The sequence below is a fragment of the Spirosoma validum genome (genome assembly GCF_014699035.1).
Taxonomy (GTDB): domain Bacteria; phylum Bacteroidota; class Bacteroidia; order Cytophagales; family Spirosomataceae; genus Spirosoma; species Spirosoma validum.
The window spans coordinates 496,469-509,376 of the sequence record NZ_JACXAA010000003.1 but is presented as its reverse complement, the minus strand read 5'-3'; the positions used below and the strand labels follow the sequence as shown (position 1 = coordinate 509,376).

Annotated in this window: 7 protein-coding genes; 4 read left to right on the top strand and 3 right to left on the bottom strand. The window is 49.8% G+C overall.

What is annotated here, in order from left to right:
- Nucleotides 1–95 precede the first annotated feature (95 nt).
- Entirely contained in the window at nucleotides 96–626 is a 531-nt protein-coding gene (locus tag IC230_RS10875) for a hypothetical protein (protein WP_191039011.1), read from the bottom strand.
- Nucleotides 627–1,013: 387 nt separating this feature from the next.
- On the opposite strand from IC230_RS10875, the gene IC230_RS10870 reads away from it, so the two are divergent.
- Nucleotides 1,014–5,093: a glycoside hydrolase family 9 protein gene (locus tag IC230_RS10870; RefSeq protein WP_191039010.1), complete on the top strand. Its 4,080-nt coding sequence runs from the start codon at nucleotides 1,014–1,016 to the stop codon at nucleotides 5,091–5,093.
- 329 nt (nucleotides 5,094–5,422) lie between these two features.
- On the opposite strand, the gene IC230_RS10865 is transcribed toward IC230_RS10870, so the two are convergent.
- Together IC230_RS10865 and IC230_RS10860 are read right to left on the bottom strand one after the other, a co-directional pair.
- Nucleotides 5,423–6,460 (bottom strand): SDR family NAD(P)-dependent oxidoreductase, encoded by a 1,038-nt coding sequence (locus tag IC230_RS10865; RefSeq protein ID WP_191039009.1) that lies wholly within the window; start codon nucleotides 6,458–6,460, stop codon nucleotides 5,423–5,425.
- Between the two features lie 98 nt (nucleotides 6,461–6,558).
- Nucleotides 6,559–7,716: a zinc-dependent alcohol dehydrogenase gene (locus IC230_RS10860; RefSeq protein ID WP_191039008.1), complete on the bottom strand. Its 1,158-nt coding sequence runs from the start codon at nucleotides 7,714–7,716 to the stop codon at nucleotides 6,559–6,561.
- A 240-nt stretch (nucleotides 7,717–7,956) separates the two neighbouring features.
- On the opposite strand from IC230_RS10860, the gene IC230_RS10855 reads away from it, so the two are divergent.
- The 3 genes from IC230_RS10855 to IC230_RS10845 all read left to right on the top strand — a co-directional run bounded on the left by IC230_RS10855 (nucleotide 7,957) and on the right by IC230_RS10845 (nucleotide 12,836).
- The gene (locus tag IC230_RS10855) at nucleotides 7,957–9,498 is read left to right on the top strand and encodes a DUF1593 domain-containing protein (protein ID WP_191039007.1); all 1,542 of its coding nucleotides are present in this window, start codon (nucleotides 7,957–7,959) and stop codon (nucleotides 9,496–9,498) included.
- Between the two features lie 378 nt (nucleotides 9,499–9,876).
- Nucleotides 9,877–12,249 (top strand): TonB-dependent receptor, encoded by a 2,373-nt coding sequence (locus tag IC230_RS10850; RefSeq protein WP_191039006.1) that lies wholly within the window; start codon nucleotides 9,877–9,879, stop codon nucleotides 12,247–12,249.
- 26 nt (nucleotides 12,250–12,275) lie between these two features.
- Nucleotides 12,276–12,836 carry a hypothetical protein gene (locus tag IC230_RS10845; RefSeq protein ID WP_191039005.1) on the top strand — a complete coding sequence of 187 codons (561 nt, stop codon included), beginning with the start codon at nucleotides 12,276–12,278 and terminating at the stop codon, nucleotides 12,834–12,836.
- The last annotated feature ends 72 nt before the right edge of the window (nucleotides 12,837–12,908 follow it).

Sequence of the window (12,908 nt, the reverse complement as noted above, 5' to 3'; positions counted from 1 at the left end):
GTTTATACTCAATATAAGAATTTGATAAATATTAACATATAAGTGTAGTATCACCTAATAAGAGCTAACTCCGAGAGAAAGATTAGCCTTTATTATTACACAACACAACTTTCTAATTGCTTCAGCTTTTTCTGAACCTGTTGTTTACTGGCTTGCGCCTGGTTTATTTGCTGGCAATACATATCCAGCATTGAGCGATAATAACTGACAAGATTATCTCGTCGTGGTTCATGCAATAACATTTCTTCAGTTCGCAGGCATAGTAGCTCAACCTGAAGCACCATGCGTGTAATCTGCTCTATTCTGGTATCGTATAGTTTAATCCGTTGACGAGTTAAGTCAATATGCCACTGATTATTTGCTTGTGAGGAGCGTCTCGGCTTGCTCAGAATGGCCTGCCATTGCTTTTCGAGTTGGTGAAGAGGTTCGGTGAAGGACTTCCCGTCGAAAGCTTCCGACGCCAGCTCAACGCGCTTATCATCGTCAAGAATGTGCGCTTTAATGATTGTATCTCCCTGTAATGTAACTGATCCCAGAAAATCCAAAGCTGTTTCCAGTTCCGTAAACTGACAGGAAAAATCTCGAAACTGAGCGTTACTAGTAATTGCCGTAAACGAAAGAATCATAAGAATAGCGTTTGTTCCGATAGCCTACAGCGAATGCCATTGACATCACTCAACGTTGCAAGTTCACTAAAGTTTTAGACTTTACTAAAAGATCTATGTATAGGCCTGATCAACGGACAAGCTATACGCCAATACCAGCACTCGGTTGGTAGCAGCCTCACTGCATAAACAACAGTAATGCATCTAACCCGCAACCGGTCCTGGATTTGCTTTATTCTATATTTATAAGTTATTATTATATAAATCTAAATAATTAGAATTATTCAATTTATCCAAAAAATTAACGATTTAGCTTTATAATTATACACTTCATCCAAATCAGGCTCTCTTACCCATCCACGACCATCTACTTTGCTGCTTCATTTTTTTCACTAAACAAGTACATGTATGAAAAAAACAAAGCGTTTTTTCCGTGTAGACGTGGGTTATTACCTGCGTTGTTTGCTCGCTGGCTGGTTGAGTCTGTCACCTGCCTGGTCGCAGAGCATCAGTAAACAAATTATCGTCGATCAGTTTGGGTGGCGCCTATCGGCAAAAAAAGTGGTGGTGTTTGCCAATCCGGTCACGGGCCAGAATGCAGGAACACCGTATACGCCGGGTGGTCAGTTTCAGGTGCGCCGAACGGCCGACAACGCCGTTGTGTACACGGGTTCGGTAGTGCCATGGAACGGCGGAACTAAGCACGACGATTCGGGCGATAAGGCCTGGCACGGCGATTTTTCGAGCGTAACAACAGCCGGTACGTATCATATTTTCGATCCAGCCAACAATCTGCGCTCCTACGATTTCGAAGTTCGCGACGACATTTACGCGGCTGCGCTGAAAGCCTCTACCCGAACGTTTTACTACCAGCGTTCCGGTACGTCGATTCCAGCCCAGTACGGCGGCAACTGGACCCACGGCCCGGCTCACATGCAGGATGCCAACGCGCTGCTATATAACGGAGCGGCCCAGGCGGGTACGCAGCGGAACGTAACAGGCGGCTGGTACGATGCCGGAGATTATAACAAGTACATTCCTTTTCTGAACGCTACACTCTGGAACCTGATGGTGGGCTATGAACTCCGTCCGTCGGCTTTTACCGACAACACGAACATTCCGGAGTCGGGCAATGGTGTACCAGACATGCTGGACGAGCTGAAGTGGGAACTGGACTGGATGTTGCGCATGCAGGCAACGAACGGTGGCGTACACAACCGCGTAACGGTCACAAACTACGAAAACGGCACCGACGACCCCGCTACGGATACGCAACCGCGCTATTACACACCCGTTACAACCTGGGCCACGGCTACGTTTGCGGCTATCATGGCGCATGCTGCCCGTATCTACAGCGCTTATCCAGGACAATATCCGGCTTACGCGACAACGCTTCGCACAGCTGCCGAAACCGCCTGGACGTATCTGGAAACCAATCCGAACATGCTACCCGCATCGGGAAAAGATGGGGCCAGTACGGCCGCTGCCGATGCAGGCTCGGACGCCAACGACGACAAACGACGTCGGGTGGCGGCCGCTGCTGAGTTGTTCTCGACCACCGGAACAACTAAGTACAAGTCGTTTTTCGAAGCCAATTACAACAACGTCAACGCTACAAGTGAGAATGGTTTTCACCCATTTTCAGCGGGTTATCTGGATGCGTCGCTGTGCTGGGAATTGAACCGGGCCTATTACGTTTACGCCAAAGCCAATGGTGCTACGTCCAGCGTCGTTTCCGCCATTAAGGATAAGTTCAAGAGCTCGATGGATTGGCCCATTGAAGCAAACTATACGCAGAAGGCTGATCCATATCTGGGCTTTATGTGGACGGGGCATTACTCGTGGGGTTCCAATTTGCAAAAAGCCCTGTGGGCACTCATTCCAATTCTGGCAGTCGACCTGAACGTTAATCCGAGTAAGAATACACTCTACAAAGAGATTGCGGAGGAATACCTGCACTACTTCCACGGACGAAATCCGTTGGCCTGGATGTACCTTAGCAACATGGGCTCTCGGGGAGCCAATGCCGGCGCAGAAAACAGTGTCGATGAATTTTACCACAGTTGGTTCCGGGATGGTTCGGCAAAGTATGATGGTGCAGGGTCGCAGTTCGGTCCCGCACCGGGCTACCTGACGGGCGGTCCCAATGTGTATTATAGCGGTACGTCCGCTCCGCCGAAAGGCCAGCCCGCGATGAAATCGTACCGCAACTGGAACACATCATACCCGGAGCCTTCCTGGGAAATTACCGAGCCCGCCATCTATAATCAGGCTGGGTACACGTTTCTGGTAGCTTATTTTACAACGCCTTCTGATACGCCCCCGCCCACTACCCTCACGGTATCGAGCAACAGTCCGATCTGCGCGGGGCAACCGCTGAATCTGGTATCGAATGGAGCACCGACGGGCGCTACGTATCAATGGTCCGGTCCGAACGGTTTTGCGTCAACGTTGGCGAACCCAACCCTCCCGAATGCGACAATGGCAGCCTCGGGTACGTATTTGCTCGTCGTTACCAACGCCAGCGAAGGATCCAAATCGGCCACGATTGCCGTTACGGTAAACGCGTTGCCCATGTCTTCAGCCTTGAGCAACAGTCCGGTAATGGCGGGTCAACCGCTGAATTTAACAGCGGCCGATGCTGGTTCAGGCGCTACGTATCGATGGAGCGGTCCCAACGGCTACAGCAGCACTGGGCAAACCGTTGCTATTCCTGGCGCTACAGCAACAGCCTCGGGTACGTACACGCTGACGGTTGGCCTGAATGGATGCACCAGCACAGCGACAACGGTGGTTTCGGTAACAGGAACCGTACCCGGTGGTAATTCACGTATTATTTACGACGATGCCCTGCAAACCGGTTGGGCCGACTGGTCGTGGAGTGCCACGCGAAATTACAACGCTACGTCGCCCATTCACGATGGGACCAAGTCGCTGGCGGTACAGAACACGGCTGGCTGGGGCGCTCTGTATCTGCATTCGGATGCGCCCATCTCGTTAAGCGCATACCCCTATCTAAAATTCTGGGTGCATGGCGGAACCAGTGGAACGCAGCGGATGCAGGTTGTGATCAATAGCAGCGGCTCCTATACATTCAGTGCAACCGCGAATCAGTGGACGTTGATTACCGTACCGTTTTCGGTGTTTAACAATCCGGCTACGTTGCGGGATATTTACATTCAGGACGTAACGAATCAGGTCCAGCCGACGTACTATCTCGATCAGATTCAACTGGCTTCCAATCCGGGTACTAAGCCACCGCCAGCCGTAACGGTCAGCGCATCGGCCAACAGTCCAATTTGTGCAGGCCAGACATTGACTTTATCGGCAACAGCGGCTAATGCAAGTTCTGGAGCTACGTATCAGTGGAGCGGTCCGAACGGCTTTACCGCGTCAACGGTGAATCCTACCCTGCCCAATGCAACAACTCTGGCCTCCGGAACCTACGTGCTGACCGTCGTTAGCAACGGTGCATCGTACACCGCCAATACGTCCGTGACCGTTAAGCCCTTACCCATGGCGTCGGCATCAAGTAGCAGTCCCATAACGACCGGGCAAACGCTAAATCTTGTAGCAGCCAGTGCTGGTTCGGGTGCTACGTATCAATGGTCCGGCCCAAATAATTTCGCGTCTGGCAATCAGAATCCATCAGTTGTGAACGTAACAACAGCCGCAGTTGGTACGTATACCCTAGCGGTTGGTCTGAACGGTTGTTCGGGTATGGCAACGACCAGTGTAAGCGTAACTAGTGGTACGCCTGATCCGCAGCCTGGTGGTTTACTGATTTACGACGATGCGCTGAAAGCAGGCTGGGCCGACTGGTCCTGGAGCATCACACGCAACTTCAACAACACCTCACCTGTGAAAATAGGGAGCAAATCCCTGGCATTGCAATACACGGCCAACTGGGGCGGTCTGTTTCTACATGCCTCAACACCGGTAGCGCTGTCGCCATATACCCATTTACAGTTCTGGGTACACGGTGGATCGGCAGCCGGGAAGCGCTTCGACGTAACGTTCAACAGCAGTTCAAAAGCGTATACCGTGCAGCCAACGGTTAACACCTGGACGCTCATTACCATACCGATTACAACCCTGGGCAGTCCCGCTACGTTGAGCGATCTGTATTTTCAGGACACAGGCGGTACAATCAATTCGCCGTATTACGTCGATAATTTACAGCTCGTGAATCTGTCATCGGGGCGTCTGGCCGCGGAGTACGCTGATAGTAAACCTGACGTTCAGATCTTCCCGAATCCGGTATCTGGACGACAGGGAGTTATTCGGTTAACATTCCATCATTTCGCCGTCAATGAGTCGGTTCGGATTAAGGTAGTGAACCCAGATGGCCGGTCGATTCAGCAACAAACGCTGACGCTTATTACGCCAGAGCAATCGATACCGGTCAACGGACTAAGCACCGGTACGTATCTGTTAACGATTCAGGGGCAGTCGGGTAATTTTACCAAACGGCTGATTGTTGAGTAAATAAGGTATAAGACTGGTTCGCTCCAAACTCATGTTAAAATACGACCCCACTGGGTCAACTGTTAATAGAAGTTAGAATACTAACAGTTGACCCAGCGGGGCAGGGCTGTTAAGTGCTAATCCCGTAGGGATGAAATCATTGTAGAAATAAGCAGGGTCACTCGTCCCAAAACCCCGGAGGGGTGAAATGATGTCACCCCTCCGGGGTTCTAGCTCTATTGGCGGTTACTTTTTCTACAAAGATTACATTCTTTCAGGGTTGACCATCAGAACTTAACAGCCCTGCCCAGCAGGGTCGTATTCGATTTGTTAATGTATTTTATTAATACTTATGCCAGTTCGTCTTCAACAACTGATTTAGCTTTTTTGTAAGCCCCTTTAACCGAATCAGCGGCAGAATCCAAAGCATGCTTCGCCGACATTCGGGCTTTACCTGCTTTGTACCGATAGTTTACTTTATCGATTGGGCTAGCCTGCCGATACGTTAGATAAAGTCCGGCGACTATACCCGCTACCACACCAACACCAATGGCCAGTTGAGTTAGCTGCTCTTTCTGCTTATCCTGAGTTTCGTCTTTGGGCATCATATCGCTTCGCGTAACAGCGGCCAGAAGCGGATCGGGCAATACGTGGGCTGCGACCACGCGAGCCTTGTTCATCCACCCCGCCACTACGTGGTCTTTGCCCTGCAGAAGCGCTTCATATCCTTCCTTAGCGACATCAGCAGGATTGGCGGTTTTTGCCGGATCAGCGCCTTTAACATGGGCCGCCCCTGCTACGTTGAAAAAGTTGGTATTCGTTGCTCCGGGCATCAGTACCGTAATGGTCACGTTTGTTCCCTGTAATTCATTCCGAATCGCTTCCGAGAACGATTTGATAAATGCTTTTGTCGCCCCATAGACGGCCATCATTGGATTTGGCACAACCGACACTTCGGAGCCCAGCATCAGAATTTTACCAGCTTTCCGATTGACCATATCTTTCAGGAAGAGCTTGGTCAGGTGCATCAACGCCACCGCATTTACCTGCACGACGCTCAGTTCTTTCTGTAAATCGGTTTCGGTAGCAAATTGGCCATATTCGCCAAAACCAGCGTCGTTCACCAGTACGTCGACCTGAATACCTTTCGACTGAGTTTCGTCGTAGATTTCCTGCGGAGCATTCGGATCAGCGAGATCTTTTTGAATGATCGTGGTTTCAGTGCCGTATTGATTCCAATGCGTGGCAGCCAATTGCCCCAACATCTCGGCGTTACGTCCGACCACTACTAATTTATAGCCATCTTTCGCGAACAGTCGGGCCAGTTCGCGGCCGATTCCGCTGCTTGCGCCGGTTATAAGCGCTGTTTTTCCAGTGTGATTTTCCATTGTTGAGTATTTAAACAGAGTGTTAAGGTACGCCGGGTTTTAACCCGTTTAAAGATTGGCTTAGAAAACGGGTTAAAACCCGTGGTACCTTCATATAATCAAGGTTTCAGCACAACTTTCGTGCAATCGTCTTCCTTATTTTTGAACATATCGTACGCCCTGGAAACTTCCGATAAGGGCAGGATGTGCGAGATAATGTCGTCTAACACAACTTTACCCTGAACGACTAAGTCCAGCAGATGATCAATGTTTTTGTGCACGAACGACTGTCCGGCTCGAAGCGTAATGCCTTTATCGAAGATACGCCCGATTGGGAAATTGTCCGACGGGCTTCCATATACCCCAACTGCGGAAACAATACCGCCCCGACGTACTGCCTGAAAACATAACTCCAGGACTTTAGTCGTCCCCTTTTCCAGATTAATAACGGCTTTGGCTTTTTCCAGAAACGACCGATTGGCTTCCATACCCACTGCGTCGACACAGAGATCGGCTCCCCGTCCTTCCGTCATCTGGCGAATCGCTTCAACGGGATCGACTTCATTCGGATTAATCGTTTCCACCTTGTTGACTCGTCGGGCTCGCTCCAGTCGATATTCCAATGGATCTATGGCAATAACTCGTCCGGCTCCTTGCAACCAGGCCGATTTCTGGGCCATCAGTCCAACAGGTCCTGAGCCAAAAATAGCAACGGTTTCTCCACCCTTCAGCTCACCCCATTCGATGGAACTCCAGCCAGTTGGGAAGATATCGGTTAAAAACAATACCTGCTCATCTTTCAGCGATTCAGGAACCTGGCGCAGGCCATAATCGGCGTATGGAACCCGCACGTACTCAGCCTGACCGCCGTTGTAGCCGCCGTAGAGATTGGTATATCCGAAAAGTCCTCCTCCTTTTTGCGAGAGTAGTCCTCCATCGGGTCCATAGTGTTCATGGTTCGAGTTTTCGCACTGCATCTGTAGGTTATGCTGGCAGAAAAAACACTGGCCACAGGCAATGGTAAACGGTACCACAACGCGGTCGCCTTTTTTCAGGTTAGTTACGCCCGAGCCAACTTCTTCAACGATGCCCATAAACTCGTGGCCAAGTACCTCGTTCTGAAATTGTGGAATAAAGCCATCGTAAATGTGCAGGTCGGAACCGCAGATGGCCGTTGACGTAACGCGAATCAGCGCGTCGCGGGAATCTTCGATACGGGGATCTTCCGTATTCTCCAGGCGTATGTCGCCGATTTTGTGAAACACTGCTGCTTTCATAAACGCTGTTGAAAACGTGATAACGTTAAGTTCTTTTTCTAACTAACTCGTACAACCAGGGTTTCGATTTATCGACTGAATAGACTTATTTTATTTGAAAATGATTAACCGATCAAACACTAAACTAACTGACAATCAACCGATAAACCGGAACCTAACTTTTTCATTTGACCAACAAAAAACAGGACTAATCTTCTGTCACTTCTTCTGCTATCTTTAACCGGATAATACCTTTACTCTATGAAACGTTACCTACTCCCGGCGGTTCTGTCGTTGTTTTTCTACGCCTTTTTAGGTGAATTAGTACTTAGCCGGGCGCAGGGGCAAGCCAAAGCATCATCGTTAAAATCAGCCAAACCCCGCACGATCGTTACCACCGACGGTGAAGTTGATGATGTCGATACGTTTATCCGAATGTTGCTGTATGCGAACGAATTTGATATCGTCGGTCTGATTTACAGCAGTTCGCAATGGCATTACAAAGGCGATGGGAAAGGCACAAAATTTACGTCTGAAATGCCCAGCACTGCCAAGCGTTATGGTGAACGAACCGACCTCCGCTGGCCTGGTACGACCTGGATGCAGCTATACATCGACAAGTACGCGCAGGTTTATCCGAACTTGATAAAACATGCCAAAGGATACCCCACGCCTGACCATCTGAAGAGTTTGATACGTATCGGAAACATTGACTTCGAAGGGGACATGAACCGTGATACGGAAGGTTCTGACTTCATTAAAAAAATCCTCCTCGACAACGATCCAAGCCCCGTTTATGTCCAGATATGGGGAGGAACCAATACGCTGGCCAGAGCCTTAAAATCCATTGAAGATCAGTATAAGAATACGCCCAACTGGAAAACGATCTACAAAAAAGTAGCAGCCAAAACCATTATCTACGCTGTTCTGGATCAGGACGCTACGTACCAGAAATACGTAGCGCCAAATTGGCCCGATATTCGGGTGCTTTATAATTCAGATCAGTTCTGGAGTTTTGCATATTTATGGCCCCGCGTTGTGCCCGCTGAATTACAGACTTATCTGGAGGGGAAGTGGTTTGCTAAAAACATTAAGTTCGATCATGGTCCGTTACTGTCCTCCTATTACCTCTGGGGCGATGGTCAGAAACTGCCCGGTGATCCTGAGCATACGCACGGCGACATGGCGGAGGCCAAAAAATACGACCGAAGTCAGTACGATTTCATTTCGGAAGGCGACTCACCCGCTTATTTTTACCTGATCGACGTAGGCTTACGGAGCAAAGAAGACGTTTCATACGGCGGCTGGGGTGGTCGCATGGTGCAATCGCGCACGAATCCGCACCGCTGGGAAGACGGTAAAACCGTGACAGACTACGATCCTTATACCAAAAAGCAGGATGCAGCTTACCCACAAACGCGCTGGATCAATGTACTACAAAATGACTTTGCCGCCCGTGCTGACTGGTGCGTTAAGGATTACAAAAACGCTAACCATGCCCCCGTTGTTAAGCTCAATCACGCCCTCGACTTGACGGTCAAACCAGGGCAGACAATCCAACTCAGTGGTTCAGCGAGCGATCCCGATGGCAATGCCGTGACCTACAAATGGTGGCAATACGAAGAGGCTGGTACGTATCAAGGCAAGATAGACCTAAAGGATGCTGATAAAGCCAAAGCCTCCTTTACGATACCTAAAGACGCACCTGTTGGTAAAACCATTCATATTGTTCTGGAAGTAACCGACGGTGGATCGCCCCAATTAACCCGCTACCAGCGCGTCATTGCCAACGTTGCGGAGTGATACACGCAGGAAAAATGCCAGAAAATAAGGTACTTTATTCCAGTGGTGTCGGTTTTAGAACCCGACACGATAAGGTTTCTTAAAACCGTGCGGGTCAGATTTTGAGCTGCACGGGCGGTCCCACTGACCTCACTTCATAAATTATCTCGCTCTTCCGTTATTCGTTTGCCTATTCAGTCACTTGCAACATTATTGCAAAAAGATTTCGTCTTTTTGTAATCGTTCCATTCAATCCCTTACTTTTGCAACACCGTTGCACAAAATCCGTTTTGTACGACAGTGAACAATACGTAAGGAGTGAGAACACGAACGCATCAAAGGCCACCGAGCCAGTCGGGCAAACTGAAGAGGTTTAGACAATACGTCAGACTATGGCTAATGCTGTTTATTAGTAGTACAGCATGGAGCCAAAACATAGCGGTTTGTACTGATTCGTTGGTAGGATTTATTCAGGGTCAGGACAGCCGACAACGTACGGAGAAACTTCCATTGCCCGGCGCAACCGTTTATATCCGGGAACTGGCCAAAGGAGCTGTTGCGGATGCGAATGGTCGTTTTCAGATTACCGGCTTATGCCCCGGCATCTATACGCTTGATTATCAATTTATCGGATACAAGACGGTTGCCCGCACGATCCATGTTCCCTTATCGGATACGATGATAGCATCGGCGACGCTATTGGCCGAAAACGTTACGTTAAACGAAGTCGTTGTCACAGAGCATCGTTCGGAAGCGCAGCAACTGCTTCAAACCCAAACCAGTTTATCGGGAGCAGCACTCGACCAAACGCGCGGACAGTCGCTGGGCGAAAGCCTGAAATCGTTGACAGGCCTGTACTCTATTCAATCCGGACCCAGTATTTCGAAGCCCGTTATTCACGGCTTATACAGCAACCGCATCATCATTCTCAACAACGGTATCCGGCAGGAAGATCAGCAATGGGGTACAGAACACGCCCCCCAGGTCGATCAGTTTCTGGCATCGCGGCTCACCGTAATCAAAGGAGCGGCCAGCATTCGCTACGGTTCAGATGCGATCGGGGGTGTTATCCTGGTAGAGCCCAAAGCCATGCCGGAACAGCCGGGAATCAACGGCGAAGTGAACGTAGTGGGCGCTACGAATGGGCGAATGGGCGTTGCGTCGGGTATGCTGGAAGGCGCGTTCGGCAAAAAGCTACCGGGCCTAAGCTGGCGCTTACAAGGTACCGTTAAGCGGTCGGGTTATGTCCGAACGCCCAATTATTTCCTGGAAAACACAAGTTACCACGAGAATAACTTTTCGGGAGACATCCACTACGATCATGGGCCCTGGGGAGCCGAAGTGTTTTATAGTCAGTTCGACACGAAAATCGGGCTGTTCACGGGTGCTCAGGTCGGTAGCTTAGCCGATTTGTATGCCGCCATCAGTCGATCAGAACCCCTGTCAAAACCCGGTTTTTCGTACACACTCGATCGGCCTTATCAGGACGTTCAACACGATTTACTCAAGGTACGCGCTTACCTGCGCACGAATCAGGGCGGTACGCTGACGGCTACGTTTGCCCGTCAGCAGAATACCCGCCGGGAGTATGACTACGTATCGTTCAGCGGTTCGCTTAACCCGGAGTTATACCTCAAGCTGGTTACCCATACCGCCGATTTGGTTTGGGAACATAGCTCGATTAAAAACGGCGGGGGTGGTGTCTGGTCGGGCAGTGCAGGCTTCAATGGCATCACGCAGGGAAATGTGCGGCAATACCTGTTTCTGATTCCTAACTTCCGCAACTACGGAGCGGGTTTGTTCGCCATTGAACGGTATGCGGCTGGTCGCTGGACGGTAGAAGGGGGTCTGCGTTACGATTACCGGTGGCTGCGGGCGTATTTCCTGAACGAAGCTACTAAACAGACGTACTACACAACCCACGACTGGACCAATGCCAACGGTTCGCTGGGAGCAGCTTATCAATTCCACTCTAACCTAACCCTAACGGCTAACCTCAGTACGGCCTGGCGCGCACCGAACGTAGCGGATTTGTACTCTAACGGTTTACACCAAAGCGCCGTTGCTTACGAAACGGGTAATCCAAATCTCCAGCCCGAACAGGCTTATAACGGGAATCTTGTACTAGCCTACACAGGTAAGCGCCTAAGTGGCGAAATCGGCGTGTATAACAACCTCATTCACAATTATATTTACCTCAAGCCTGATTCAGTACCCATTATCCGTCAGCGGGGCGCGTTTCCCTCCTACAGTTACGCGCAGGTACAGGCGACGTTCCGGGGTATCGATGCAACGATTACGTATAAGCTGACCGACCAGCTGACCCTGACAACCAAGAACTCACTGTTATTTGCTTACAACCAGACCGACCATGATTATCTGGTTTTCATTCCGCCTAATCGCTCAGACAATACCCTTCGTTACGACTGGTCTCGGTGGGGTGGGTTATCAAACCTCTACGTTTCGGTGAGTGGTTTATACGTAGCGCGCCAAAATCGGGCACCCGCTGTAACGAGTCGACAGGAAAACGGAAACGTCATATTTACGGGCGATTTTGCTTCGCCCCCATCCGCTTATTTTCTGTTGGGTGCCGAATTTGGCTTTACAGCCCCGTTAGGAAGTCAATCGATGAGCGTGATTCTGAGTGGCACTAATCTAGCCAACGTAGCATACCGCGATTACCTAAACCGCTTCCGCTATTTCGCCGATGAACCGGGACGTAACATCAGTCTGAAAGTACGCGTACCCTTCTCTGTTCTTACCCGTAGTTAATTTTTCACCTCTTAACAACCTGCGTTATGCAATCTATAAGTAAAGCCCTGTGGATTATTCTGGCCGTTTCGCTCCTGACCGGTGCCTGTAAGAATGATGAACAGAACGTCGCGCCAACCGACGACAATGAAGCCATCACAACCGCCATTCTATCGCTTACCAACGCAACAAATGCTCAGGACGTAGTGACAGCGACCATCGAGAACCTAAACGCAACAGCACCTGATTTTACAAAAGCTACGTTGAACTTAAAAGCAAATGCAACGTATTCAGGCGTGGTTCAGCTGTATGATAAAACGCAAACGCCTACCCTGGACGCAACCGCTGAAATTCGTGAGAAGGCCAACGAACATTTGTTTATTTATACGCCTTCAGCAACCAGTCTGCTGACTGTAACGCTTACCGATAAAGATACCAACCCAGCGCCAGGCCCTTATCCGATTGGTTTAACCTTTTCGCTGAAAGCGGGACCCATCGCTACGGGAAAACTGAATGTCCGCCTACGTCACCAACCGGGCGCCAAAAACGGCACCGCAACGCCCGGAACGGACGATCTAAACGTCGACTATTCAGTGATTATTCAATAATATTTGTCTTCAATTAATGGTGGCGGGTTTGAGAATCCGCCACCATCAAAATTATAGGAACGATATGAAAAG

Excerpts from the sequence above, each read along its gene's own strand:
- IC230_RS10875 (WP_191039011.1), bottom strand. The coding sequence starts at position 626 with ATGATTCTTTCGTTTACGGCAATTACTAGTAACGCTCAGTTTCGAGAT.
- IC230_RS10870 (WP_191039010.1), top strand. The coding sequence starts at position 1,014 with ATGAAAAAAACAAAGCGTTTTTTCCGTGTAGACGTGGGTTATTACCTG.
- IC230_RS10865 (WP_191039009.1), bottom strand. The coding sequence starts at position 6,460 with ATGGAAAATCACACTGGAAAAACAGCGCTTATAACCGGCGCAAGCAGC.
- IC230_RS10860 (WP_191039008.1), bottom strand. The coding sequence starts at position 7,716 with ATGAAAGCAGCAGTGTTTCACAAAATCGGCGACATACGCCTGGAGAAT.
- IC230_RS10855 (WP_191039007.1), top strand. The coding sequence starts at position 7,957 with ATGAAACGTTACCTACTCCCGGCGGTTCTGTCGTTGTTTTTCTACGCC.
- IC230_RS10850 (WP_191039006.1), top strand. The coding sequence starts at position 9,877 with ATGCTGTTTATTAGTAGTACAGCATGGAGCCAAAACATAGCGGTTTGT.
- IC230_RS10845 (WP_191039005.1), top strand. The coding sequence starts at position 12,276 with ATGCAATCTATAAGTAAAGCCCTGTGGATTATTCTGGCCGTTTCGCTC.